General features: G+C 43.5%; 22 protein-coding genes. 9 read left to right on the forward strand and 13 right to left on the reverse strand.

Annotated elements, in window-relative coordinates; genetic code table 11:
* Window positions 1-54 precede the first annotated feature (54 nt).
* From VR862_RS11085 to VR862_RS11100, 4 genes are all read right to left on the reverse strand, one after another.
* Window positions 55-1,491, reverse strand: coding sequence for a TonB-dependent receptor (locus VR862_RS11085; RefSeq protein WP_324721038.1), 1,437 nt, complete (start codon window positions 1,489-1,491; stop codon window positions 55-57).
* A 34-nt stretch (window positions 1,492-1,525) separates the two neighbouring features.
* Window positions 1,526-3,067, reverse strand: coding sequence for a SulP family inorganic anion transporter (locus VR862_RS11090; RefSeq protein ID WP_324721039.1), 1,542 nt, complete (start codon window positions 3,065-3,067; stop codon window positions 1,526-1,528).
* 207 nt (window positions 3,068-3,274) lie between these two features.
* Complete coding sequence (locus VR862_RS11095) at window positions 3,275-3,781, reverse strand: cupin domain-containing protein (protein ID WP_324721040.1); 507 nt, start codon at window positions 3,779-3,781, stop codon at window positions 3,275-3,277.
* 252 nt (window positions 3,782-4,033) lie between these two features.
* Window positions 4,034-5,590, reverse strand: a complete 1,557-nt coding sequence (locus tag VR862_RS11100) for a glycogen synthase (RefSeq protein ID WP_324721041.1) — start codon at window positions 5,588-5,590, stop codon at window positions 4,034-4,036.
* Window positions 5,591-5,990: 400 nt separating this feature from the next.
* Here VR862_RS11100 and VR862_RS11105 point away from each other — a divergent pair, with 400 nt between their 5' ends.
* A complete protein-coding gene (locus VR862_RS11105) occupies window positions 5,991-8,675 on the forward strand; it encodes a phosphoenolpyruvate carboxylase (protein WP_324721042.1) in 2,685 nt (894 codons plus the stop codon).
* Window positions 8,676-8,741: 66 nt separating this feature from the next.
* Here the strand turns inward: VR862_RS11105 and VR862_RS11110 are convergent, their stop codons facing one another.
* Both VR862_RS11110 and VR862_RS11115 read right to left on the reverse strand, forming a co-directional pair.
* A complete protein-coding gene (locus VR862_RS11110; RefSeq protein ID WP_324721043.1) occupies window positions 8,742-8,972 on the reverse strand; it encodes a ferredoxin in 231 nt (76 codons plus the stop codon).
* Window positions 8,972-10,216, reverse strand: coding sequence for a peptidase U32 family protein (locus tag VR862_RS11115; protein ID WP_324721044.1), 1,245 nt, complete (start codon window positions 10,214-10,216; stop codon window positions 8,972-8,974). Before VR862_RS11115 ends, VR862_RS11110 begins: the two co-directional genes overlap by 1 nt.
* Before the next feature lie 180 nt (window positions 10,217-10,396).
* Between VR862_RS11115 and VR862_RS11120 the strand changes: the two genes are divergently transcribed.
* The 5 genes from VR862_RS11120 (at window position 10,397) to VR862_RS11140 (ending at window position 13,615) form a co-directional block, all read left to right on the forward strand.
* Window positions 10,397-10,873, forward strand: a complete 477-nt coding sequence (locus VR862_RS11120) for a glutathione peroxidase (protein ID WP_324721045.1) — start codon at window positions 10,397-10,399, stop codon at window positions 10,871-10,873.
* Between the two features lie 130 nt (window positions 10,874-11,003).
* Complete coding sequence (locus tag VR862_RS11125; protein WP_324721046.1) at window positions 11,004-11,969, forward strand: DUF438 domain-containing protein; 966 nt, start codon at window positions 11,004-11,006, stop codon at window positions 11,967-11,969.
* 84 nt (window positions 11,970-12,053) lie between these two features.
* Entirely contained in the window at window positions 12,054-12,212 is a 159-nt protein-coding gene (locus VR862_RS11130) for a hypothetical protein (RefSeq protein ID WP_324721047.1), read from the forward strand.
* A gap of 160 nt (window positions 12,213-12,372) precedes the next feature.
* The gene (locus VR862_RS11135) at window positions 12,373-12,960 is read left to right on the forward strand and encodes a hypothetical protein (protein ID WP_324721048.1); all 588 of its coding nucleotides are present in this window, start codon (window positions 12,373-12,375) and stop codon (window positions 12,958-12,960) included.
* A gap of 154 nt (window positions 12,961-13,114) precedes the next feature.
* Window positions 13,115-13,615: a rhodanese-like domain-containing protein gene (locus tag VR862_RS11140; RefSeq protein ID WP_324721049.1), complete on the forward strand. Its 501-nt coding sequence runs from the start codon at window positions 13,115-13,117 to the stop codon at window positions 13,613-13,615.
* Between the two features lie 57 nt (window positions 13,616-13,672).
* Here the strand turns inward: VR862_RS11140 and VR862_RS11145 are convergent, their stop codons facing one another.
* The 3 genes from VR862_RS11145 to VR862_RS11155 are packed head-to-tail and all read right to left on the reverse strand — an operon-like array spanning window position 13,673 to window position 15,368.
* Window positions 13,673-14,002 carry a DUF3140 domain-containing protein gene (locus tag VR862_RS11145; RefSeq protein ID WP_324721050.1) on the reverse strand — a complete coding sequence of 110 codons (330 nt, stop codon included), beginning with the start codon at window positions 14,000-14,002 and terminating at the stop codon, window positions 13,673-13,675.
* 15 nt (window positions 14,003-14,017) lie between these two features.
* Window positions 14,018-14,518: a VOC family protein gene (locus tag VR862_RS11150; RefSeq protein ID WP_324721051.1), complete on the reverse strand. Its 501-nt coding sequence runs from the start codon at window positions 14,516-14,518 to the stop codon at window positions 14,018-14,020.
* A 40-nt stretch (window positions 14,519-14,558) separates the two neighbouring features.
* Window positions 14,559-15,368 (reverse strand): SDR family NAD(P)-dependent oxidoreductase, encoded by an 810-nt coding sequence (locus VR862_RS11155; RefSeq protein ID WP_324721052.1) that lies wholly within the window; start codon window positions 15,366-15,368, stop codon window positions 14,559-14,561.
* A 211-nt stretch (window positions 15,369-15,579) separates the two neighbouring features.
* Between VR862_RS11155 and VR862_RS11160 the strand changes: the two genes are divergently transcribed.
* The 3 genes from VR862_RS11160 to VR862_RS11170 all read left to right on the forward strand — a co-directional run bounded on the left by VR862_RS11160 (window position 15,580) and on the right by VR862_RS11170 (window position 17,601).
* On the forward strand, window positions 15,580-16,509 hold the full coding sequence (locus VR862_RS11160) for an NAD-dependent epimerase/dehydratase family protein (RefSeq protein WP_324721053.1): 930 nt from the start codon (window positions 15,580-15,582) through the stop codon (window positions 16,507-16,509).
* A gap of 106 nt (window positions 16,510-16,615) precedes the next feature.
* A complete protein-coding gene (locus VR862_RS11165) occupies window positions 16,616-16,975 on the forward strand; it encodes a SpoIIAA family protein (protein ID WP_324721054.1) in 360 nt (119 codons plus the stop codon).
* Complete coding sequence (locus VR862_RS11170; RefSeq protein ID WP_324721055.1) at window positions 16,951-17,601, forward strand: class I SAM-dependent DNA methyltransferase; 651 nt, start codon at window positions 16,951-16,953, stop codon at window positions 17,599-17,601. The genes VR862_RS11165 and VR862_RS11170 overlap by 25 nt, the downstream gene beginning before the upstream one ends.
* On the opposite strand, the gene VR862_RS11175 is transcribed toward VR862_RS11170, so the two are convergent.
* From VR862_RS11175 to VR862_RS11190, 4 genes are read right to left on the reverse strand one after another with little or no spacing between them, the layout of a single operon-like run.
* On the reverse strand, window positions 17,572-18,159 hold the full coding sequence (locus VR862_RS11175; protein ID WP_324721056.1) for a biliverdin-producing heme oxygenase: 588 nt from the start codon (window positions 18,157-18,159) through the stop codon (window positions 17,572-17,574). The two genes, VR862_RS11170 and VR862_RS11175, sit on opposite strands and share 30 nt — an antisense overlap.
* Window positions 18,137-18,706, reverse strand: a complete 570-nt coding sequence (locus tag VR862_RS11180) for a response regulator (protein ID WP_324721057.1) — start codon at window positions 18,704-18,706, stop codon at window positions 18,137-18,139. Before VR862_RS11180 ends, VR862_RS11175 begins: the two co-directional genes overlap by 23 nt.
* A gap of 3 nt (window positions 18,707-18,709) precedes the next feature.
* A complete protein-coding gene (locus tag VR862_RS11185) occupies window positions 18,710-20,938 on the reverse strand; it encodes an ATP-binding protein (RefSeq protein WP_324721058.1) in 2,229 nt (742 codons plus the stop codon).
* A gap of 4 nt (window positions 20,939-20,942) precedes the next feature.
* Window positions 20,943-24,593, reverse strand: a complete 3,651-nt coding sequence (locus VR862_RS11190; RefSeq protein ID WP_324721059.1) for a chemotaxis protein CheB — start codon at window positions 24,591-24,593, stop codon at window positions 20,943-20,945.
* Between the last annotated feature and the right edge of the window lie 379 nt (window positions 24,594-24,972).

A 24,972-nucleotide genomic window follows, 5' to 3' on the forward strand; every position in this document is an offset into this window, starting at 1 on the left:
AAATAACAGTCCTGAATAGAGCTTCAAAAATGTCATTTTTAAAACCTCTTCCAATCAGGCTTCAGCAGGCATAAACAAACGCTTTTCCTTGATCATTTCGGTAGTTCTTGGAGGCAGCATGTCTTCCCATCCACTCTTTCCTTCAGAGATCATTTTGTGTACTTCACGGGAATAAATATCCAGGATCTCCGGATTATAATTGGTAATATCCACTACCCTGCCATTGTCCTTGAAGAACTTGAAAAGCTCCTTCATGCGGGGATGGACCTTAAGATTTTCGCTGGTAATGATCTCTCCCGTGTCGGGATCCTTGAGCGGATGCAGATAAACCTTTAGATCCCTGAAAAAGAGTTTACCAAAGGCCTCCAGTATACCTCCGCTAAGATGGCGGTAGTATTTTTCATCAAACAAAGCGATAAATGTATTGACTCCCATCGTCAATCCCATTCTTTCTGCAGTGAATTGGGAAAAATACTCTACCAGCTTATAGTATTCCTGGAAATTTGAGATCATCACCATTTGTCCCAGGGAACCCAGAAGATCTGCCCTGTCAAGGAAATCTTTTTCGTCAATATCTCCTTCAGATTTTAAATTTGAAAGCGTGATCTCAAAAATGACCCGGGTCTTTTCCTTCTTAACTTTTTTCTCCTTCAGAAACAGATCGAGAGATTGCTCATACATGTTCATGTTCACCTTTGTAACCGGCCGGTAACTTCCCCGAAGCGTGAGAATATTCTTCTTATACAGCTCATTGGCTGGCAAAACGTTGTTCCCCGAAGAAGCAAACATGACCGCCTGGGTCATGCCGTTTTTCACTAGCTGAAGGCTCATAAGGCGATTGTCAACATCTTTGAAGACAGGCCCTGTAAAATTGATCATGTCGATCTCCACCTGGTCGCTGTTGAGATGGTCATAGAGATGCTGCAGGAGAACTTTGGCATCATCATACTGGTAGAAGGCCCCATAGATCAAATTGGTGCCCATAGTTCCCAGCGTAATTTGCTGAAGGCCTGCATTATTTTCATGAAACTGAACATGAATAATGATCTCATTAAAATCCTCTTTTGGATCTGTCTGAAATCTTATTCCCAACCATCCATGGCCCTTATATTTCTTGGCAAAATCTATGGTGGCAACGGTATTGGCGTAACTAAAAAAGAGCTTATCGGGATGTTTTTCCCTGGAGATTCGTTCCTCTAAAAGTCGGGTTTCGTATTCGAGCATGCTTTTGAGCCGGGCTTCGGTAACATAGCGGGCATCTTTTTCAATTCCATAGATAGCATCACTAAAGTCCTTGTCATAGGCGCTCATGGTCTTTGCTATAGTTCCTGAAGCGCCCCCGGCACGAAAAAAATTACGAACCGTTTCCTGCCCTGCTCCAATCTCGGCAAAGGTACCGTAGATGTGCTCGTTGAGATTGACTCTTAGGGCCTTGCTTTTCAAGGAAGGCACAGGATCGAATTCCATGTCGTCTCTATCTCTGAATTTCATAGGTTCAAATTTAGTTACGACTTGAATTTAAGAATTAAATTCGGTCTGTAGCAACTTTCCAGGTAGGATCTTCAAGGATGTTGACCTCGATGATCTCATCGGCATTCTTAAGAAGTTGCCTGCAATCGCGGCTAAGGTGCCTAAGATGCAATTTTTTACCCTGCTTCAGGTACCGGTCGGTCAACCTGTTCACGGCTTCAATTCCCGACATGTCGACGATACGGCTTTCAGAAAAATCAATGATCACCTCCTCCGGATCTCCGGTAACGTCGAACTTTTCATTAAATGCAGCTACACTTCCGAAGAAAAGGGGTCCGTAGATCTCATAATGCTTTACACCTTTGTCGTCAACATACTTGCGGACCCTGATTCTCTTTGCGTTATCCCAGGCAAAAACAAGAGCCGAAATGATCACCCCAACAAGTACGGCAAGGGCCAGGTTGTGAAGTACTACCGTAACGAAAGTTACAAGCACCATCACCAATACATCGCTCTTTGGCATTCTTCGGAAGGTTCTTAAACTCGCCCACTCAAAGGTACCAATGGAAACCATGATCATAACTCCCGTTAAAGCGGCCATTGGTAACAATTCAATAATGTTTGCCGCGAACATAACAAAGACCAGTAACATTACAGCAGCAACAATTCCCGATAATCTCGCTCTTGCACCTGAAGAAACGTTGATCAAACTCTGCCCGATCATGGCACAGCCTCCCATTCCCGAGAAGAATCCTGAAAGTATATTTGCAGTTCCCTGCGCCACACATTCCTTGTTACTTCTCCCTCTGGTTTCGGTAAGCTCATCCACAATATTTAAGGTAAGCAAACTTTCAATTAATCCTACTCCTGCCATGATTGCCGCAAAAGGGAAAATAAGAGCAAGAGTTTCCCAGGTGAAGGGCACCATAGGAATATGAAACGGAGGAAAACCTCCTTCAATAGAAGCAATATCACCTACAGTCTTGGTATCTATTCCAAAGAATGCAACCAGCCCGAATACCACCAGAATTGCTGCAAGGGAGGAAGGAAATACTTTAGTTAACTTAGGTAATCCCCAAATGATGAGCATAGTGAGCAGAACTAAGCCTAGCAAAATGTAAAGGTTCTGGCCCGTCATCCACACGAGCTCCCCGGCTTCATTTAGGGTTTTGAACTGGTCCAGTTGAGACATGAAGATGATAATGGCAAGACCATTTACAAACCCAAAGATCACCGAATGTGGCACCAGCCTTATCAGCTTTCCAAGTCTTAGGACTCCTGCCAGCAGTTCAAGCACTCCTGCAAGTACAACGGTTGCAAAAACATATTCCGGCCCGTGCGAAATTGCCAGTGCTGCAATAACTACTGCTACTGCCCCGGTAGCACCCGATATCATTCCCGGACGTCCTCCCAGGATAGAAGTCACAAGACCCATTACAAAAGCAGCGTAAAGACCTGTCAAAGGTGAAAGTCCTGCGATCATTGCAAAAGCAACAGCTTCAGGAATTAACGCCAACGCAACGGTGAGTCCTGCCAGGATTTCATTTTTATAATCTACTTTCTGGGAAAAATCGAAAAGGTTGAAGATCTGCTTCATGTTATTTTTACTAAAGAAGAAATGGATGATTGTCTTTCCTTTAAAAGAAAGAGATTGAGGTTAGCTTAGCTCCAAGGATCTCAATGGAGTAAGCGGTGATAAAATATGTTTTATTGCTGCTCGTCATAAGAGCCGGCAAAAATAGGCTTTTTTTGAGGAAACAAACAAAAGAAATGGCTGAGTTAGGCAGATGAAAGAAATTTTATTTCAGGAAATTTCAGCCCATATTTTCCTAAGACCCAGATCCTTTCCAAGAACAGGATCGGCCCCGGGTAAAGGCACCGCCGCAATATTCTGGTCTGCTGCTGGTCTCTCATCGGGTTTCCCGGTATTCATATCATGAGATTTACCTTCAGGATAAGCTCCCACCACAGCAAAGTCCTCCTCATCCAAATTCTTATGAGCCACCCCGGCGGGAATTACGATCACGTCTCCTGCAAAGACTTCCAGTTTTTCCCCTTTTTCGCCCCCTAATTGTAGCAGTGACCTACCGTTGTAGATCCCAAGCACCTCATGGGTGTTGCTGTGGTAGTGGTGATAATCGAAAACTCCGTTGCGCCAGGAGTTCTTCCAATTGTTCTTAGCAAACAGTTCTTCAAAATATTTCGCAGCAGTTTCCCCGGTTTCGTCTGTAACTTTCCTGTACACCAGTAACGGAAGTTTACTATTCGGGATAGAGCCGTCATCCTTAAGAAAGAGCTTCTCTGGTTTCATAAGCCAACAATTTGATAAGAATATAAGGTAGTGATTTTTACCTTTGTTAAACCTATCCACGGACATTGTTTAAAGCAAAAAGCAGTATTCGGGCAGGTTCACTCACCTCCCGTATACTGCAACTTATGCTTCCTCCGTACTAACCTTCATTCTCTACCACTGCAGCTACTTTTGTATTTCTAAGTTTCTGACTACTGCCCCTATTCACATAGGAGGTGCTGACCACTGAAGACTGACCACTGCTGGCTGAGCTTAAGCTACTCTCACCTCCGCCGGATTGAAAGCGTAAAGGAGTTTGTAATACTCATCCACAGATTTTTTCCAGGTAAAACGCATTCTCCTGGCATTTACCTGTATCTGTTTCCAGGTAGTTTTTTCGTGCTGAAAAAGGTATAGGGCTTCTTTGAAACTCTCTACCATGTTGTAAACTTTTTCATCGTAGGTCTTTCCATCAAAGGCAAATCCTGTATGCACGTGCTGCACGGTATCTTTAAGTCCGCCGGTATGGTGAACCAGACATGGCTGCCCATTTCGCATTGCCAGCATCTGACTTATTCCGCAAGGTTCAAAAAGACTTGGCATGAAATAGAGATCGGAATCCCTGTAAATGGAGTTGACTACAGCTTCACTCTGAGTATTAATAAATATAAAGTTCTCTCTTTTATAGCTAAGATCTTTCAACAGGTCCTCATAGTCGTGAGCTCCTGTCCCAAGCAGCACATATACTCCGCCTACTTCCTCAAGTTGATCGAGGATTTGCAGCAGGGCTTCTGGCGAACGCTTAAAGAAATAGAACTTTTGCTCTGTAAGCCTGGCAACACTGGCGCAAATGAACTTTGGCCGTTTCTTCAAAAAAGGAACTATTTTTTCACCTGTGTGGGCAAGAAATTCGGCTTTACTTCTGTGGGGTTCTCTTTGAAGCTGCTGAAAGATCGTAGTGGCAATATTCTGGAAAAGCTTTCCTTTTTTAACCGGTACATTCTCATAATCTGACCCATTGAGAATTCCGTGAAAACGGCCTTCCCTATCGGCCTGCTTTAGATCCTCCTCAAGACCTTCGCCCCCAATAAATTCGGGTGCTTCGCTCGGCAGCAAAACGTCCTGTTTATATGAAGGAGAAACTGTATGTACAGAATCGGCGAACCTTATTCCCATGGCCATGAGATTAAAACAATCGTGATAACGCGGATCCTTAAGAGCTTCCCTGTTCCAGTCTATGTTAGGGAACCAGGTTGCTAAAGAAGAATAGCTATGCTCAAAAGGACGGATCCCCTGGAGAGCCAGGTTGTGGATACAATAAACAAATTTCACCTTCTTCAATTTATTATAAGAAGGATGGAAATTCTTAAGGAACAACAGCATGCTGGAATGCCAGTCATGAAGGTGAATGATATCCAGTTTTCCAAAATGTCCCTGTCTTACAGCTTCGGCCACTGCAGTACAAAAAATGGTGTACTTGATCACATCGGTGAAGAAGGGCTCATAGGGATCATGATGATACACTCCTCCAATGCTTCCCGCTTCGATCTCGGGATGATGGATCACATAGTGCGTAATGTTTTTGTGCTGTTCTTTTGGCGCAACCTCATAGAGCTGGGCCGAATAAGCTTCGCCTCTCAACTCAAAATTCAAAGTTGCCTTTAATTTTCCCATTTTGTGCAGGCGGGAATAAGAAGGAACGATCACGTGCACCCGGTCTCCCCTATCGGAGATCTGTCGTGGGACATCCCTGATAACATCACCTACCCCACCAACTTTGCAGTTAGAAATTGCATCATTTTCTGAGGCGACAAAAAGAAAATTGTTCATAGCTAAAGACTAAAAAATTACCATCTCGTTTACAGGACGAAAATACCTTTTAAAGCCATAACTGACAGCATATCAAAAGGTTAAATTAGTATTAAATAAAGCTTACTTCAAACGTTTTAGTTTCCCTTATTTCCCGAAATGGACTAAATAGGCAAAAACAACGGCCCTTTTTTCTTCCGGAAAGTTCCTTCAGCGGGAAAAATTAATTCAGCCATTCGGGTAAAGATATTTTCATTAAAAATGTTAGCATAGAAAAAGATCTTACAGCTGCCATTTTGCGAAAACGTTATTGCAAAAAAAATTGCCTAAAGCCTAATATTCTCTGTGCTTCCGCTTTTGAAACTATGAGCTATTACCTAAATTGTTGAAGACAATTACGAATCTTAAGAATCCTCCGAAAATGCAGCAAACATCTCAAAATAAAGGCTATAATAAAATAGAACGGGACATGCAGCTCCTCACAAATTGTTTTAGAGAGGTATTGAACGATCTTGGAGAGCATGATCTGGCAAATTTATTGACCAGGCATGAAGACCTCCACCGCACTCTCAGTACAGATTTAGAGCTCGAAGAAAAGCAAATTCAGGTGCTTAGCATCTACCTGCAGCTCATGAACCTGGTCGAGGAAAATGCCGCAGTGCAGTACCGGAGAAAAATTGCAAATAGTAAGGGAATGCAGTTCATAAGAGGATCATGGAGTGAAACCTTCCAACGCTGGAAAGAACGCGGACTCAATGAAGAGCAGATGCAGGAGGTAATTTCCAAAGTGAGGCTTATCCCGGTTTTGACTGCACACCCTACAGAAACAAAAAGGATCTCCATATTGGAACTGCACAGGGAAATTTATCTCAACCTCATAAAACTGGAGAACACCTCTTACTCCTTTTCGGAGAGGACAGTTATTACCGAAGATATCAAAACCCTGATTGAACGCTGGTGGCGCACAGGAGAAGTTTACCTCAAAAAACCCACCGTGGAGATGGAGAGAAATAACGTCATCCACTACTTCAGCAAGGTTTTTCCGCAGGTACTTAGAAAAAGTGATATTCAGCTAAAACAAAGCTGGCTTAACTCGGGATTCGATCCTAAAAAGCTAAGTTATCCCCGCCTGGAATTCGGCACCTGGGTGGGCGGAGACAGAGACGGGCATCCTTATGTTACTGCACAGGTAACAAAATCCACCTTGGCCGCCCATCGACAGGCTGCTCTCGAGCTTGTTCACGACCACCTCAACCAGCTCGCCGCGGGAATGAGTTTTTCAGGAATACGCAATGAAGTTCCTGCCTATTTGAAGGAATCAATAGAAAGTAAGGCTGTAGCCCTGGGAGAAGAAGGAAAAAAGGCATTACAACGAAATCCTTATGAACCCTGGAGACAGTTTGTAAGCCTTATTCTTTTACAACTTGAACATACAAAAGAAAATACTGAAGGCGACTTATTATCTTATCCACGAGCTGAGGATCTTACGAAAGATCTTCAGCTATTAAAGAAGAGCCTGCTTGCGATCGGGGCAAAGCGTATAGTTGATGATCTTCTGTTCCCCATTGAGCGGCTCGTGCAATCTTTTGGATTTCACCTGGCCCGGCTAGACATAAGGCAAAACAGTGAATTCCATGACAAAGCCCTGGAACAAATACTCAAAGTGTCATTTCCAGACCTCCCCGATTACAGGACCTGGAACGAGGAGGAGCGAGTGAAATTCATTTCGGAGGAACTTAAAAGCGAGAGACCTTTTGCCATAGCCGGTCGTTCCTTTGGTCCCGAGGCCAACCAGGTGCTCGACAGTTATAAGGTCGTGAAGAAACACGTGGAAAGGCATGGCCCCGAGGGCGTAGGATCCTTTATAGTAAGTATGACCCGGCAGCTAAGCGACCTGCTGGTTGTTTACCTTTTCTTTAGAGAAGTGGGAATTGACAGGAATACATTTCAGGTGGTGCCTTTGTTTGAGACCATCGATGACCTTCTGGCTTCGGGAGAGATCCTGGAAAATTTTCTTACCCATCCGGCTTATGCCGAAAGCCGGGACAGGAAACAGGAGGTGATGTTAGGGTATAGTGACAGCAACAAGGACGGGGGTATAATTGCGAGCCGCTGGAATATCTACCGGGCTGAAAAAAATCTTACTGAAACTGCAAACCGGCATAATGTCGAACTGCGTTTCTTCCACGGCATTGGCGGAACGATTAGCCGGGGTGGCGGAAAATATCACCGCTTCCTGGAAAGTATGCCCCGCGGAAGCATGAGCGGAGAAATGAAGCTCACGGTACAGGGGGAAACAATTGCACAGCAATTCGCTAACATGTTGACGGCCACCTATAATGTGGAAATGCTGCTCTCTGGCACCGCCCTGCAAACTTCTAACCGCCTTTACCCTGGTGAGAAAATTGAATTCCCACTTGATGCCCTTAAACATCTTGCAGAATTCTCTAAAGAAAAATACCAGCAGTTAATCAAACATCCTTCATTTTTATCATTTTACGGAGAAGCCACTCCTATTGATGTGCTGGAATTAAGCAAGATAGGGTCCCGGCCTGCGCGACGTACCGGTACAAGAACTTTAAACGACCTTCGGGCAATTCCCTGGGTATTTAGCTGGAACCAGTCGAGATTCAATATCACCGGCTGGTTTGGGATAGGCTATGCCCTGGAAAAGCTCCGGCAGGAAGCTCCGGATCAATATGATCAACTTAAAGAATTCTCACAGGACTGGCCATTTTTGAGATACGTTTTAATCCAGGTTGAGACGAATATCATGAACGCCGAACCTGAGGTGATGGAAGCCTACGCCGCCCTTGTCAAGGACGAAAATGTAAGGCAGGAAATGACTTCAGTAATTAAAGCTGAGCACGCAAAGGGACTAGAGGAAATAGCCCGGATGTTCGATCAAAACAGGGAAGAAAGAAGACAGAGCCTGCTCGACAACCTCAACCGCCGAAATGATGTGCTGATCTCCCTTCACAAATTGCAGATCAAAAACTTGAGGGACTGGAGAGCCTCAAAGGACAGATCTGCCGATGATAACCTGGTTACCCACTTATTGCAGATCACCACAGCCCTTGCCAGCGGACTCAAAAATACAGGATGATGTTAGGTTCGGAGTTAGGGGTTCGGAGTGCGGAGAATGAGGCGTTAATAGTTTGTAGTTGAACCCTTAGGTTTCTTTAACCGAAATGATCTTTACAGGGCAGGCTTTAGCCGCGGCTTCACAAACCTCGTGAATGGAATGGTCAGCCGATTTTAGCGTGTGAAACCCTTTGCGATCAATGGATTTTAAGAGCACACTTTTTCCATCTTTTTTGGACATCTGGAATTGGCCGGGAGCAAGTTCCACACAGTAGTTGCAGCCAATACACTTCTTGCGCTGTAGGGTTACCACTACCATTAAGCCTCCACCATTTTGTACAACCTGTCTGAAAGTCTAACCCGGAACGGAACCTTAATCGTACAGCTATCTCCTTTTGCGGCCTTACCTGCAAGTTGGTCATTTACAAACATCTCCTCCAACTCAAATTCCTGTGCCCCCGTACTGGGTCCTGTCACAAGGATCCTGTCGCCTTTTTTAATATCATAGGCTTCGATCCTGAATTCGGCTATGCCCGCCTTGGGAAAGTAGTGGACTCCCTTTCCAACATAAACCTTCTTTTGCGTTGCCTGGGAACCTGAAGTTTTACTCCATTCCCCAAGCTTTTGCCCCAGGTAATACCCGCTCCAGAAGCCTCGGTTGTACACCGTGCTTAACCGCTCCATCCAACCGGCTATTTTTTCTTCGGAATAAGTTTGCTCATACCAGGAGTCTATGGCCTCGCGATAAGCTTTAGTTACTGTGGCTACATATTCGGGTGCCCGGCCACGGCCTTCGATCTTTAAAACCTGTACCCCCGCTTCCATGACTTCATCTAAAAAGTTGATCGTACAAAGATCTTTTGGGGACATCATATATTCATTGTCGATCTCGATCTCAAATCCCGATTCCTGATCAATAACTGTATATTTTTTGCGGCAGTTCTGTTTACATGCTCCACGATTAGCCGAAGAATTGTGGGAATGCAGGCTTAAGTAGCATTTACCCGAAACAGCCATACATAAGGCTCCGTGACCGAAGATCTCGATTTTCACCAATTCCCCTGATGGTCCCTTGATCTGCTCTTTTTGGATCTCTTCTGTGATCTTCTTTACCTGTCTTAAACTCAACTCCCTTGAAAGCACCATAGTTTCGGCAAAGTGGCTGTAGAATTTTACCGTCTCGATATTGGTAATGTTGAGTTGGGTAGAAATATGTACAGCAATTCCCATACCCCTGGCCGAGGCAATAACTGCCTGATCACTTGCAATAACAGCTGTGACTCCTGCTTCTTTTGCTGCGGAAAGCAGGTGCTTGATCAAAGAGAGATCGTGATCATAAACAATGGTATTCAATGTAAGATAGCTTCTCACCCCTTTTTCTTCGCATTTTCTTACTATCTCCGGAAGATCATCCATTGTGAAATTAATGGAAGCACGGGCCCTCATGTTTAGCTGCTCCACCCCGAAGTAAACTGAATCGGCACCATTATCCAAAGCAGCCTGCAAGGATTCAAAGTTTCCTGCAGGAGCCATTAATTCCATTTTTCCTAAAGCATTTTTCATGAGCTGTTTTCAATAAAAAAGCTACCGAAGCAGATCTTTCCACCCGGCAGAAATGAGCGGCAAAGAAAATGTCATTTTTGGAAGGAAAATATGATGCCGGTCATGTTATATTACGCAGGTTTGTCAGTGGCAACTCTGCTTAAAATTGAAAAACAGTATTTTTACAAAAAAGCATTTTTTATGAAAGAATTTTATGAGCACTCAGCAAAGGACCTGCAGGGGAAAGAAATAAGTATGGAAGAATTCCGGAACAAGGTCGTGCTGGTTGTCAACACAGCTTCAGAATGTGGATTTACTCCGCAGTTAGAGGGTCTTGAGGAACTTTACAAAAAATATAAGGAAGAAGGTTTTGTTGTTCTGGGTTTCCCCTGTAATCAATTCGGGAAGCAGGAGCCGGGGGATGAAAAGTCTATTGCCGAAGGTTGCGTGGTGAACTACGGCGTTACTTTTCCCATGTTCTCCAAAGTTGATGTCAACGGTAAAGAAGCGCACCCTCTGTTCAAATACCTGAAAAACGAACTTGGAGGATTATTGGGTAGCAAGGTGAAATGGAATTTCACAAAATTCCTGGTCGACCGCAAAGGAAAACCGGTGAAGCGATTTGCACCTATTACAAAGCCAGAAAGCCTGGAAAAGGACATTAAGCGGCTACTTTAAACCTCCGAAATTAGAAGACACTCTGGAAAGAGGTGCCAAAAATGACATTTTTGAGCCCCCTTTTGGTGTTGTGATTAAGGCCATAATTCAGGATAGATATATCCGCTTTATTTGCTGAAAATTTTGTGCCATGACAGAAACTTCAGCATTACCAAAAGGACATCCGGTTAGTATCTATTCCGAAGAAAAAGAACTGATCCAAAGCCTGGGAAAGGAATTACTTGAAACCGATCCCGAAACTGAAGATCAGAAATTCTACAATATCTTTAATCAGCTTCAGCAGATCGAGAGGAGATTTGAGCGAAAGGAGAATCAGCTTTTTCCGGTGCTGGAGCAAAAAGGCTGGACAGGGCCGTCGAAAAACATGTGGTCCTTTCATGACACCATCAGGGAACAGTTCAGGTTATTGCGAAAGAAAATTGAAGACAAGAAATTTTCCGAAGCAACACAGGATGCGCAATACCTGGTAAGCAGCATCTTTAGACTTCTACTGGTGGAAGACAACGTGCTCTTCCCCAATTCCATGCAGCTCCTTAGCGAAGATGACTGGAAACAGGTTCGAAAAGGCGAAGAAGAGATTGGCTGGATGTTGACAGACAAGCCGGAAGGCTATCCTTTATTAAAAGAAGAGGAATATGTTCATCCTTCCATGGACCACACCAAAAGAGAGCTTTCGTTTGATACAGAAAAAGCCGCCCATTATGATGAAGGATATATGACAGTTGAGCAGGTTAACCTTCTTTTGCGAACCATGCCACTTGACCTGACTTATGTAGATGAGAACGATAAGGTGATCTTTTACAACCGTGGCAAAGAGCGGGTGTTTCCCCGTAGTGCAGGCATTATTGGAAGAGAAGTCAAGTTCTGTCATCCCCCCAAGAGTGTGGGTACTGTTTTAAAGATCCTGGAGGAGTTTAGAAGAGGCACCAAAAATGAAGCCTCTTTCTGGATCAATTTTAAGGGCAGACTTATTTACATAAGGTATTTTGCCGTACGTGACGAACAAAAAAAATACCGTGGCGTGATCGAAATGTCGCAGGACATTACAGATATAAAAAGTATAGAAGGAGAAAAAAGATTGCTTGACTGGAATTGAATTTTAGGAACTACAGTAAATTACGGAAAGCCGTAATCTTTTTCTGCTTTTTTGCACTACTTTTATTGGCCTAATGCAGAAAAGATGGAATATGTAATTTCAGGTATTGCAGGAATTGCCATTCTTTTGTTGATCATATTACTGATTCAAAACCGAAGGCAGAGTTACAGGTTGAAAAGGAACCTCAAGGATATCAAAAATATCCGGACGAGTTCCCAGGACTACCTCGACTTCTTCAACTAAGATTCCTCCCCCCTACACCTTTACTTTATTCAGCCTGCACAAGCAATATTGTGCCAATTACCCGGTGGTTGTCATCGAACGGTCCAAACCTCTTTTGTCCTTTTCCCGCTAATGCATATTTGCTATCTTTAAGCTACAGTAACCACTAATTCTTATAGTTATGAAAATTCTTGCCAGCCTTTTCACCTTTTTTGTGCCCGCAATACTTTTTGCTCAATCCAACATTCTTCCTGCCGAAATTCAGATCAAAACAGCCAGCCTCGCAGCACCCGAAGAGCTTCGGGAGGGAGTGATGGTCTATGGCTACAATGACCAAGGAGAAATGGTGGTTTTGAGAGAAGGTAATAACCAGCTCGTATGCCTGGCCGATGACCCTCAAAAAGAAGGAATTAGTGTTACGTGTTATTCCAAAAAGCTGGAGCCATTCATGTCCCGGGGACGCGAACTTTCTGCGGAAGGAAAAGGAGAAATGGAAAAGCGGGAAATTAGAAAGAAAGAAGCCGAAGCCGGAAAACTACCGCTAACTGATTCTCCCGGAATGACTACCATTCTTAGCGGAAGTGAAGAAAATTACAACAGGGAAACCGGGGAGTTAAAGGATGGTCATTTTAGGTACGTGATCTACATCCCTTACGCTACTGCAGAATCGACAGGACTACCCGAAAAGCCGTTCGCACCGGGAATGCCATGGATCATGGATCCGGGAACGCACCGCGCACACATCATGATCACACCACCGAAGAACTAGTTTATAGTTTGTAGTTGGTAGTTGAGAGAGATTTGAGGAATTATCTCTATACTACGATTTTTGGTTTAGTTCCTCTTCCTAATCATTAAGACCCGGAGATTTTAGGTAGTAGTTGATTTTTGTTTTGATATTTTTGCACTCAAATAAGATCGTGATGAAAAAATTCTTCTACTTAATAATATTGTGCTGTTCTTTGGCAGTGATCTCCTGCAAAAATGATGCGAGTGAAGATAAATTCTCTGAAACAAATGTGGTAGAAGCATCTCCAGAGACTTCAGCACCGGAAGGAAACGGAGAGCCCTGGACAGAACAGCAACTTTTGGAGCCAAGAGATCTCGTGCAGCTATTAAATGATCCAAAGGATAGTCTTGTCATCTTTAGTCTTGGTGCAGGCGGCATTATTCCGGGTTCTAAAGACACAGGACCTTCTGGAGAAAAAGAGGCGTTAAAGAACCTCGAAAAAGAACTTGAAACCCTTCCCCGGGATACTGATATCGTGATCTATTGTGGATGCTGTCCTTTTAACATCTGCCCCAATGTACGACCTGCTTTCAGTTTGCTCAATGAGATGGATTTTACAAACCACCGCCTTCTGAATCTGCGGGAGAATATCAAGGTAGACTGGATAGATAGAGGTTATCCTACTGCTGAATAGTTTTTAAACAGTGCCTTCCCGGCTAATGATCTCTTTTTCAAAAGTGCTTTAGGCTTGTTATTTCAAAGGATCATAGCCCCAATTCATCAGGCTGTACCGCCATGCAGAATCCTTAATGTCACCACCCGGTTTCTGGGCCGTGTGCCTGTTAATATAGCCAATGACCTTTTGCATATGTTCATATTCGGATTCTGTAAGGTCAGCTTTTTTCTTTCTCTTGATCTCGATGATCTTTTTAGCACTTTTACGCCCAATTGATTCGCCGTCTCCACTATCCTGCCCAACCTGTTTGGACTCTTCAGTATCAAGCCAGCCTTCCAATTCTCCCGGACTGAGGTTCAACAGATCATTGAATTCTTTATAAACTTCGTCTTTATTTTCTACCATATATTCTATTTGCAATCATTCATCCAGTTCGGCCAGCAGATCATCCAGGTGCAAAGCTCTGGTGTACATCCCGAGGGAGCCGTCTCTATTTTTTGGCCAACGTTCCGGCGGCCGGTCATAATATAGTTCAACCCCGTTACCATCGGGGTCATTGAGATACAGCGCCTCCGATACTCCGTGATCTGCCGCTCCCGTAAGTGGATATTCAGCATTGATGAGCCGCTGCAACACCTCTGCCAACTCTTTCCTGCTGTTGTACAAAATAGCTGTGTGATATAGACCCACCCCGGATTTCAAAGCCCGGGGAGCGTCTTTGCTATGCCAGGTATTAAGGCCAATATGGTGATGATAACCACCGGCCGATAAAAACGCAGCTGAATTACCCATCATCTGTGTCACCTCAAAACCCAGAATTCCATTATAGAACAAGAGTGCTTTCTCAAGATCTGCCACCTTGAGATGTACATGTCCTATCCTCGTAGTTCCAGGGATCCTATAGTCTTCATTATCTGGCATCCTTCTTCATTTTTGAGCGGCTTTACAGGGAATCCAGCTGCTATTCCTCGTGGTGCTCGTAATACTTCATCTGGGTCTTGGACTGGGTACTTTTTGGTATCACCCTGCGAATAAATGTGCTCACCTTGTTCATAGTACCGGGAATAAAGATCCTCTCCCCATCCATTAAAGCCTTGTAAGCACCTTCGGCCACTTCCTGGGGTGGCATCATAAGCTTATCCTTGTAATGCACTACATTAGTCTCCTCCATATCTGCCCTATCAAAGAAGGCGGTGTCTGTTGGTCCCGGACAAAGACAGGTAACGCTCACCTTGCTGTTCATTTCCTCCAGCTCTGTCGCCAATGCTTCAGAAAGAGAAACTACATAGGCTTTGGTAGCATGATAAACAGCCAGTAAGGGTCCCGGTTGAAAACCTGCAACCGACCCGAGATTCAGGATTCGCCCACTGTCCCTACTAATCATATCCTTCAGAAATAAATGCGTAAGATGAGTTAATGAAATTATATTGAGATGAATAAGGTGTGAGTAGCGCTCATAAGGGATCTCGGCAAATTTCCCGTGCTGTCCTACTCCGGCATCATTTACAAGTATATCTATAGGCCTTCCAAAATCTTTCACTTCGTCGTACACTTCCTTTGCGGCTCCGTCGTGCGCCAGATCTTTTTGTATTAGCTTCACCTCCACACCATGCTGACTGTTGAGTTCACTGGCCGTGCTCTCCATTTTTGCCTTATCACGGGCCACGCCAATTATGTCATACCCGTCACCCGCGAATTGCTGTGCCAGGGCTCTTCCTATTCCGCTGGAAAATCCGGTAATCAAAACAGTCTTCTTTTTTCCTTCTTCCATGTTTTTCTATTTATCTGATTTTCATCAAGATATGAAAGCTTATAGAAAAGCTCTTTTAAAGGAATCATAAAACAGAGGTATCAAAAAGGGTAAAATGAATGTGTTCTTAATTTAGATGAGTAGAACTTCAATTTTGCTCTTCTTCACCCTCCAGAAAAGGAAGATTCAGCCGGGATTTTTCCTTAACTTTAAAGGAATCAACTGTAAAGCTATGCAGACAATCTTAGGAGCGGGAGGACCCGTTAACACTGCCCTCGCCACAGAGTTGAAAAGCTATACTTCCTGTGTAAGGCTGGTAAGCAGGAATCCTGTCAAAGCAGGGTCCGGCGAGCAAGCGGTAAAGGCAGATCTTCTTAAATTAAAGGAAGTTTTAAGAGCAGTTGAAGGCTCTAAGGTGGTATATCTTACCGCCGGTTTGCCATACAAACATCAAATCTGGCAAAAAGACTGGCCGGTGATTATGGATAATGTGATCAATGCCTGCGAAAAATATGAGGCTAAACTGGTGTTTTTCGATAATGTATATATGTATGCAAAGCAGAATATCCCTCACATGACCGAAAGCAGCAGCGTTGAGCCTCCTTCTAAAAAAGGCAAGGTACGGGCGCAAATAGCTGAAAAACTACTACAGCGGGTCCAAAGCGGAAATTTAACAGCTCTGATAGCACGTTCAGCCGACTTTTACGGTCCCGGATGTCTAAAGAACAGCCTTCTTGTGGAAACTGTCTTCAAACCGCTCTCCAAAGGAAATAAAGCCAACTGGCTGGGGAATGCTGACAAAGTTCATTCCTTTACCTATGTACCCGATGCTGCCAAGGCAACGGCTCTTCTGGGAAATTCTGAGGCTGCATATGGAAAGGTGTGGCACTTGCCCACTTCTTCCAATCCTCCATCTGGAAAGGAATGGGTAGAAATGATAGCGAGTGAGATGCATGTAAAACCCAGATATAGAGAAGTACCGGAGTGGATGGTGCGAATCATGGGCTGGTTTATGCCTGTCATGAAAGAAACAGTGGAGATGATCTATCAGTACGACCGGGATTACTTTTTTGACAGCAGCAAATTTGAGGTGGCTTTTGGGTTGGGGCCAACTCCTTATTCAGAAGGAATTAAAAGAGTGGTAGAGCAGGATTTCCAATAATTCCTTAACACTTCTTAAGCACAGATTAACAAGAGCTTAACCTCGGGCTTATGCCTAGCTATTGGCAGAATCTACTTTTCTTTGGAAATTGTGATAAAATCAATTAATGATCTCCATTCATTTAGAACACAATATAGTCTATACAGTAGCAGAAGGAAAATTGAGCGACGAGGATTACGACCGGCTTATCCCATTGCTGGAAGAAAAAATTAAAAGCTTCGGGATCATAAGGTGGTACTTTGAAATGCAGGAGTTTGAAGGCTGGAGCCTTAGTGCCGCCTGGCAGGATCTAAAGTTTGATTTCAGGAACAACGAGAAGCTGGAAAGAATAGCTATGGTTGGGGACAAAAAATGGGAGAAGGAATTAACCCTGCTAATGAAACCCTTCACAGGTGCAAGCATAAAATATTTTGATTTAACCCAAAAAGACGAGGCTAAAAATTGGATCAGGAAAATAGCAAATTAACAACCGGCGACTCCTATAACGCCTGGGCTTCATCTTACGACAGTATGGTGAACAAGACTCGTGATCTCGAGGGGGAAGTCCTGAGAAAAACTTTCCTGAATCCTCATTATGGAAATATCCTGGAGCTGGGATGCGGTACAGGGAAGAATACGGGCTGGCTTTCAGAAAAAGCCGACTTTGTTACGGCTATTGATGTGTCCCCGAAAATGATCGGGAAGGCAAAAGATAAAATTAAAGCCGAAAATGTACATTTTAAAGAGGCCGATATCACTGTGGACTGGCCTGTAAAACCGGGTTGGGCCAATCTTGTCACTTCCAGTTTAGTACTCGAACATGTAGAAGATCTCGACTTTATTTTTGCTGAAGCTGCAAGGGCTCTTAAAAGAAATGGAAAGTTCTATATCTGTGAGCTACATCCCGGAAGGCAATATTCGGGGAGCAGGGCAAATTTCGAGACCAGCGAGGGTATACATACTCCTCCTGCTTTTACACACCATCTTTCAGATTTTCTCGATGCCGCAAAGGCAAACAAGTTCAAGCTGCTTGATCTTAACGAGCATTTTGATGAAGATGACAGAAAAAAGGTTCCGAGATTGTTATCCCTTGTCTTTGAAAGCGGGATCTAGAATTGACGATAAGTCCAGATCAAAGATCTTTTCAAAAAACCGGAAGGTTTCTTTGGCCTTTTCAATAGCCTCTGCTTCTTCAGCCTCACTAAAACCATATTGTTCCAACTCCTCTTTAAACTTTCGCCAGTCCTTTAGGTTTTCCTTGTCACCACTAAAAAAGTTCTGAGCCGGCAGGTCCTCCAAAGCAGCACAGCTCTTCAGCTTTTTTGCCAAAACCATTCCTCCCATAGCAGATCCTTCTACTACATAAGCAGCCCCATAAGCTTCAGCAGGAGAATTACATTGAAAATTCTCCTTTTTAGGAGGTATGGCAGCAGTCATTCCCAGGTTCTCAAGATCCTGCCTTAGCTGCAAATGTTTACTGCCGGTATATCCCGGAAGAAACCTTTGAATTTCGCTCTCTGTCTGCCTGTACGCAATGTAATTCTGAAGTAGTAAAAGCTTGTAAGTTTCAAGTTCTATACTGCCGTCCACAATCTTTCTGGCCAGGTTCTTCTCCTCGATCCGGTCATGAAGTACCTGTGTTTCTGCCTTAAGCTTCGCTGTCATCACCATTCTTCCACAAATTTATATCTCTTATTGTGCCTTTGATCTTATTAATGTTTTCCTTCTGCTCTTTGTTATCGGCCTTTAAATTATCAAGATAATCATAGATCTGGTTGATCGCGATCTTGTTTTGTCTAAGCCGCTCCCGCACATCCTGTTTTTCACTCATCATAAAAACCACCTTATTGAGCAAAGGTTTCAGTTTTTCCTCCAGCTGACTCATGTGTTTCTTCAAAATAAAACCCGAAGCCCCTGCAAGTATGGTATTAGCTGCCAGCTCTTCGTCATGAACCGTTCCGGTGAGAAAGATAAATGGCAGGCCGGGAGATCTCGCCTGGACCAGTTGCATCACCTCCAACCCTGTACAGGTTGGAAGATTATAGTCTGAGATAACCAAATCGGGTATAAAATTGATCAGCTTCTGCTTACAGGAAGAAAGGTCCTCGACTACTTCTATAGTCGGATTTTCTATTAGCTTTTGAAGATTACGCCTGGTAATTAAAACATCGGCCTCATTGTCTTCCACCAGCAAAATTCTCAACGGTGTCTTAATCATACATCAGTCTTCATTTGGGCCCTCAAGGTAAAAATAAAAAACAGAACCATTGCCGGGTTTGCTTTCCAGCCATACTTTACCCTTGTGTTTCTCGACGATCCGTTTTACTATAGCCAACCCTACTCCTGTGCCTTTGAACCGGCTACCGGCAGCTCTCTTAAATGTCTCAAAGATCCTTTCCTTGAATTGCGGTTCCACACCTATGCCATTGTCCTTTATAAAAAATGTCTTTCGGCCTTTTACGTTCTCCCAGCCAATCTCCACTATCGGCTTCTCTTCTTCAGAAGAATATTTTAAAGCATTATTCAAAAGGTTAGACCATAACTGGAAGATCATTCTCTGGTCCCCCTCAACTACAGGTAAATCCTGCTGAATTTTGAAGCTGGTCTTCGGGAAATTTATGGGGATATTAAAAAGTTCTACAACCTCCTTTAAAACTGAAGCAGTATCGACAGGAGTCCTCGTTATTTCATCTGAATGCCCCAGCCTGAAATATTCAAGAATATCATCGATAAGCGTATTCATTTTCTCAATGAGTCCATTGCTCATTTCAAGCATGCGGTTCCCTTTTTCCCCCAGAAGCTGCCCATAATCTTCCTGAAGGATCTTTATGAAGCCTTCCATTCCTCTCACCGGCGCCCTAAGATCATGTGAAAGACCATAACTGAATAATTCCAGTTCCTTATGTGCTGCAAGTAATTTTTCATTTAAAGCTTCGATCTCCTTCCTTTGGAGGTGTAATAAGATATAGCTCATATTTTCCCGAAGGGAGCGGGCATTATTCTTATCGATTTGATGCCAGGGTTCGGCAAATCCGGTAAGTTTTTCTGTCCACTTCTGGAAAGACCTGCGGGGACTTATTCTATCCTCTTTTTTGTTATAGTAGGCCTTCAAATTCGGATTTCCACCCCAGTTGATCACCTGGGGCACTTCCGGCCTAAACCAAAGGATATATTTATTGTCTGCTACTCTCAAACTCAGCAATCCTGAAGCTTCCGCGCAATAAGCTTCGGCTTCGGGAAAAAGTGCAGAGAGGTTACGGGTCAAAAAAAGGCTTTTTGACTGTTTTCTTATAAAATTTTCCAGTAGGCTATCAAGCTGTTCAGGAGTGGGAGTTCTTCCGTTCAATTCCCACCTGTCAATATAGTAAATGGCCCCACCGGTACATTCAATAAGATCGGTAAACTTGACCGTATCCCTATTCAGGGCTGCAAGAATATCCTGGTGATATTTCATCTGGGCCATGAGCTGGCGGCGAATATTTTCTGTAAGTTCAGACTTGCTCAACAGGTTGCTGGTCTCATGCAATGTGATCTCATTAGAGAACATCTGTGCCAGGAAGCGGCAAGTCTCCCGCTGATAAAGATCGAGATATTTCTTGCCGTTATGGTGACAGGCGATAAGGCCCCATAACTTCCCCTTCACTACTATAGCAGCAGAAAGGGAGGCGGCAACGCCCATGTTTTTCAGGTACTCAATATGAATAGGTGAAACAGCCCGCAGTCCAGACAGGGAAATGTCGAGTGCTTCTCCATTAAGGGGAGAAAATTCAGGTTCTATGGGAACAGGTTTGTAATGGACGTTGGTAATGATCCTTACTCTGTGCTTTAGAAAAAGTTTTCTTGATTGTTCCGGTATATCTGTAGCGGGATAATGTAAGCCCAGCCATGGCTCCAAATTCTTATCCTTACATTCGGCAATAACCACCCCATTCCATTCTTCATCAAACTTGTACACCATCACCCGGTCATAGCCAAACATCTGTCGGGTAACAACTGCTGCCTCCCTCGTAAGCTCTTCGAATGACCTTGCCTTTTGGAACCGGTTGAGAATAGTGTTCAATTTCTTTTGAAAAAAGAAAGGATCCTGCACCTCGTTAACAGGCTCAAAATCCAGCACCAGGCTATCGTTTGAAATATGGGAAAGCAGGATATATTTTTTTCCCTTTACCAGTATTTCCTGTGGCTCATGCTCCTCCTCACTCTTAAGGGATTCTCTTAAATGCTGCACCTGCCGGTCTCCCAGTAGAGATGACATTGGCTTTCCCAATAGTTCCTTCAAATTGATCCCAAAAAAATCGGCAGCGTTTCGGGAAACCTGGGTTATCTCGAGGTTTGCTTTATCACAGGCTACTAAAACCCCATGCTCCTGGATCTTTCCAATGATATGAATAGGCTCCCGCTCACAATTTTCCAGGTTCACCAGGTCGGGATAAGTTTCGTGTTCAGCCATCGTTCTAGGCCTTGATCTTGAAATAGAAAGAACTTCCTACACCCTCCTGGGAATCCACCCAGATCGTCCCTTCGTGCAGGTGAACTATCTTTTCAACATGAGCAAGTCCCACCCCGGTACCCTCGTAACTATCGTGTTTTTTCACTCTGTTAAAAATGGTGAAAATCTTATCCTGGTCTTCTTTTGCAATACCTACTCCATTATCTACTACAGAGAACACCCAGTAATCATCTTCTTTATAAGCTGAGATCCTCACTTCGGGATTCCTGTCTTTTGGTGTGTATTTTATTGCATTGCTGATAAGATTTTGGAAAAGCAATCTCAGTTCTACCTCATATCCTTCAATCTTAGGCAGATCTCCAATATGGATCTTTGCTTTAGTATCTTTCACCCTTTTTCCAAGGTCATATTTCACAACCTCTACCAACTCCCTGGTATTTACCATCTTTTTAACCCCATTTCTTCCAATGCGGGAATGTTCCAGAAGGGCTCTGATCTGTTCAGATAAACGGGTAGAAGCCTGTTTAATATAAGCGACATAGTTTTGGCCTTTCTCGTCCAGTTTCGGAGAATAAATCTTTCCAAGTATATCAATACCAAATTTAATGGTGGATAAAGGTTCCTGAAGATCGTGAGAACAAATAGAAACAAATTGCTCAAGATCCCGGTTTGCCCTCTCCAGGTCGGCTTTTTGCTCCTTAAGTTTATCTTCAGCTATTTTTAGAGCTGCAATTTCAACAAAGGTGTACCTGATGGTTCTAATATTATCATCCTCATCTGTTTCGGCAATGGCATTGAGGATAACCGGCAAAGTCTCCCCGTTTTTGGTCAGGATCTTCTGCTCGAGATTTACCAGCACCCCTTGTTCAGCAAACTCCTTGCTGGATTTTAGCGCCTCTACCTGAGAATCTTCATTGTAGAGATCATAAATGGATTTACCCACCAGCTCTTCCTTTGAATCATACTTAAGCTGCCTTACAGTCATCTTGTTACAGTGGAGGATCTTGTAATTCTGGGGATTTACGCTAATGTGCATAACCGGATCCTCTTCATAAAAGCTTTTGAACCTTCTCTCACTGGCCTGTAGTTTTTCCTTCGACTTCTGAAGGTTTTCTATTTCAATAAAAGTAATTACCACGCCATCGATCTCCTGGTTGGTATTGATGTACGGGGAGATCCTTCTTAAATAGTGAATACCTTCCTTAGAAACCACAGCTTTCTCCAAAGTCTTACCGGTGTTAAGGACTCTCTTACATCGCTCTAGAAGGTTGCTTTTTCCAATATTACCTGTAAAATGGCTGATTGGCCGCCCCACATCTGAATTAAGGAAACTAAAATGCTCTTTTATCGCAGGAGTGAACTTTCTTATACATAAGGAAGAATCCAGGAAGATGGTTCCTATCTGGGTGCTTTCCAGCAGGTTATTTATATCGGCATTAAGGGCTGCAAGATCATCCATCTTCTGGAGGTTCTCGGCGTTAACGGTATTAATTTCTTCATTAACACTTTGCAGCTCTTCATTGGTGCTTTGCAATTCCTCATTAGAAGCCAACAGCTCTTCATTGGCTGCCTGTAATTCCTCATTACTTGTTTCGATCTCCTCAAGAGAAGTTTGCAATTCCTCCTTCGTTTGTTTAAGCTCTTCCTCGAGGTTTGAGACATACTCCTTCGTACGGGTAGTAAGGGTGATGTTATCTACCTTCTCAACATCCTCCAGGTTGAGTTCTTTTTCAAGAAAAGTGATCATGAAGGTGGTCTCCGAGTCGAGGTGGTTACTCGGAAGAGGTTTGACGAGAATGTCTACTCCTTTCTTCTCTCCATGGTGCTCAAAAACAGCATCTTTATAATAGACTTTTTGCTGAAGCTTTTTAGCCTTTTTTAAGCTATTCTGCACAAGATACTTTAGATCTGTCCCCAACATGTCCAGCAAGTTGGTGGAAAAACCGCTTACAGGAAGGTTAGCATATTTCCTAAATTCTCCAATTGCTTCAAGGATGTTGTAATCTGAGTCAACATAGACACTGGCAGCCTTAAAATGATCCAGCACAGTTTCATTGAAGTCACTGGTAAGCTTTTGATAATTGGCGGCAGTTGGGGATTTATATATTATTGGTTCAACTGCCGTTTTGTGCCCATTAAATCTTCCGGGAACAATGTGGGACGGGGTATGAGATAGACCACCCTCCAGTCTGTTGCTGGGGCGAATATTTCTGTAAATCTTCCATTTTCGATCTACCTCGGCAAAATTGTTTTGCTGGGTGTGGATGCTTTCACTGGTGCCGAGTACTAAAATGCCGTCCTTCTTTAGGCTGTAATGCAAAACACTTAAAGCTTTTGTCTGAATAGCCGGCTGAAAATAGATCAGTAAATTGCGACAGGAAACCAGATCCATGTTGCTAAATGGCGGATTCTTGATCACATTATGTTTTGAGAAGATCACAGAACGTCTCAACTTTTCTACGACCTCATATTTGTGTGGTTTACTGGCAAAGTACTTTGAAAGGAACTCGGGGGGAACATCTGCAGCAATGCTTTCGGGATAGCGCCCTCTACCTCCTATCTCCAGGTGTTTTTCTGCAATATCTGTAGCAAATATCTTCAGCTCAATATCTTTCCCCTGCTTTTCTATTTCTTCAAAGAAACACATGGCAAATGAATATGCCTCTTCACCCGTACTGCAGGCCACGTCCCATATTTTAATGGTGTCACCGTTCTTACGCGAGTCGATCATTTGCGGTATCACCTTTTCCCGTAAGGTTTCCCACACTTTACTGTCCCTAAAGAATTTTGTTACACCAATAAGGAATTCCCTGTATAAGATATCCACCTCTCCCTGTGTGGAGGAGAGATAGGAGAAGTATTCTGACAGAGACCGGCATTTACATACACTAACCCTTCGGGCTACCCTTCGGGCTAAAGTAGACCTTTTATACTCGCGAAAATCCAGTCCGGTTTCCTGATCAATATAGTTAAGGATCTTCATTAGCTCTGTTTGATCGTATGCTATATCTCCATCCTTAAAGTGGAAAATTGAAGGAGCTGAAAGAAAATTGTCCAGCTCCACCCCCATTTCTTTAACAGGTAAAACATAATCAACCAGGCCTGTATTTATTGCACTTCTAGGCATCCCGTCAAACTGTGCTTCCTCCGGCTCCTGGACCATGATCATTCCGTCGTTTTCCTTTATAGCCCTTGCTCCACGAGTCCCATCACTTCCTGTACCACTAAGGATGATACCAATAGCTTTTTCCTTGTGTTCGCGTGCCAGAGACTCAAAGAACATGTCAATAGGAAGATTGAGCGTTGGATTCTTGGGTTTTTCCAGCAAATGCAACACGTTATTCTTGATCACCAGGTTATTAACAGGAGGTATCAAATAAATATGCCCCTGCAGGACCTCCATACCATCCTCTACTTCCTTAATAGGGAGGCGGGTACTGCGTGCGAGCAACTCTCCCATCATACTCTTGTAATCTGGAGAAAGGTGCTGAATGATGACATACGCACTCCTGGTCTCCTGAGGTACATTCTCAAAAAAAGCTTTAAGAGCTTCAAGTCCGCCGGCGCTGGCTCCAATGGCCACGATCCTTGAATCTGCAGGGGTAGCGGAAATGTTTCTATGTAAGGTCGGGGAAGTACTTATTTTTTTACTCATATCTGAATAGAGGCCGATAAAGCTCCCTTAGAAGAAACTGTTTCCGGGAACACCCTGAATTAAAGCAGGATAAAGCTCAACCTGTCTTATAAAGAATTACAAGCCGTGAAATTAATTCTATCTCCTATTTTTTGCTGTTAATGATCTGTTAAGTAACAATTGGCATTTAGCAGAAGCTGAGGAATGCACGCTAAGACCCAGACAGTTAGAGGAAAAGAAGCATGTGTTAAAGTTTAATAGCTCATCAAAACCACAAAAGAAAAGGAAAAGAAATAAAAAAATGGAAGAGAAAGTATGATGCGCCTTCTTCCCCTTTAAAAGGCACATCAATAGTCTTTTCCCTTCCTTTTCAACATTAAGAACCCGTCATAAACTATTG

The sequence above is a fragment of the Salinimicrobium aquimaris genome, from assembly GCF_035607535.1.
In the GTDB taxonomy this organism is placed as follows: domain Bacteria; phylum Bacteroidota; class Bacteroidia; order Flavobacteriales; family Flavobacteriaceae; genus Salinimicrobium.

What these genes read in the sequence shown, in the direction of transcription:
- VR862_RS11085 (WP_324721038.1), bottom strand. Translation starts at nt 1,491, where the DNA reads ATGAAATTCAGAGATAGAGACGACATGGAATTCGATCCTGTGCCTTCC.
- VR862_RS11090 (WP_324721039.1), bottom strand. Translation starts at nt 3,067, where the DNA reads ATGAAGCAGATCTTCAACCTTTTCGATTTTTCCCAGAAAGTAGATTAT.
- VR862_RS11095 (WP_324721040.1), bottom strand. Translation starts at nt 3,781, where the DNA reads ATGAAACCAGAGAAGCTCTTTCTTAAGGATGACGGCTCTATCCCGAAT.
- VR862_RS11100 (WP_324721041.1), bottom strand. Translation starts at nt 5,590, where the DNA reads ATGAACAATTTTCTTTTTGTCGCCTCAGAAAATGATGCAATTTCTAAC.
- VR862_RS11105 (WP_324721042.1), top strand. Translation starts at nt 5,991, where the DNA reads ATGCAGCAAACATCTCAAAATAAAGGCTATAATAAAATAGAACGGGAC.
- VR862_RS11110 (WP_324721043.1), bottom strand. Translation starts at nt 8,972, where the DNA reads ATGGTAGTGGTAACCCTACAGCGCAAGAAGTGTATTGGCTGCAACTAC.
- VR862_RS11115 (WP_324721044.1), bottom strand. Translation starts at nt 10,216, where the DNA reads ATGAAAAATGCTTTAGGAAAAATGGAATTAATGGCTCCTGCAGGAAAC.
- VR862_RS11120 (WP_324721045.1), top strand. Translation starts at nt 10,397, where the DNA reads ATGAAAGAATTTTATGAGCACTCAGCAAAGGACCTGCAGGGGAAAGAA.
- VR862_RS11125 (WP_324721046.1), top strand. Translation starts at nt 11,004, where the DNA reads ATGACAGAAACTTCAGCATTACCAAAAGGACATCCGGTTAGTATCTAT.
- VR862_RS11130 (WP_324721047.1), top strand. Translation starts at nt 12,054, where the DNA reads ATGGAATATGTAATTTCAGGTATTGCAGGAATTGCCATTCTTTTGTTG.
- VR862_RS11135 (WP_324721048.1), top strand. Translation starts at nt 12,373, where the DNA reads ATGAAAATTCTTGCCAGCCTTTTCACCTTTTTTGTGCCCGCAATACTT.
- VR862_RS11140 (WP_324721049.1), top strand. Translation starts at nt 13,115, where the DNA reads ATGAAAAAATTCTTCTACTTAATAATATTGTGCTGTTCTTTGGCAGTG.
- VR862_RS11145 (WP_324721050.1), bottom strand. Translation starts at nt 14,002, where the DNA reads ATGGTAGAAAATAAAGACGAAGTTTATAAAGAATTCAATGATCTGTTG.
- VR862_RS11150 (WP_324721051.1), bottom strand. Translation starts at nt 14,518, where the DNA reads ATGCCAGATAATGAAGACTATAGGATCCCTGGAACTACGAGGATAGGA.
- VR862_RS11155 (WP_324721052.1), bottom strand. Translation starts at nt 15,368, where the DNA reads ATGGAAGAAGGAAAAAAGAAGACTGTTTTGATTACCGGATTTTCCAGC.
- VR862_RS11160 (WP_324721053.1), top strand. Translation starts at nt 15,580, where the DNA reads ATGCAGACAATCTTAGGAGCGGGAGGACCCGTTAACACTGCCCTCGCC.
- VR862_RS11165 (WP_324721054.1), top strand. Translation starts at nt 16,616, where the DNA reads ATGATCTCCATTCATTTAGAACACAATATAGTCTATACAGTAGCAGAA.
- VR862_RS11175 (WP_324721056.1), bottom strand. Translation starts at nt 18,159, where the DNA reads ATGGTGATGACAGCGAAGCTTAAGGCAGAAACACAGGTACTTCATGAC.
- VR862_RS11180 (WP_324721057.1), bottom strand. Translation starts at nt 18,706, where the DNA reads ATGATTAAGACACCGTTGAGAATTTTGCTGGTGGAAGACAATGAGGCC.
- VR862_RS11185 (WP_324721058.1), bottom strand. Translation starts at nt 20,938, where the DNA reads ATGGCTGAACACGAAACTTATCCCGACCTGGTGAACCTGGAAAATTGT.
- VR862_RS11190 (WP_324721059.1), bottom strand. Translation starts at nt 24,593, where the DNA reads ATGAGTAAAAAAATAAGTACTTCCCCGACCTTACATAGAAACATTTCC.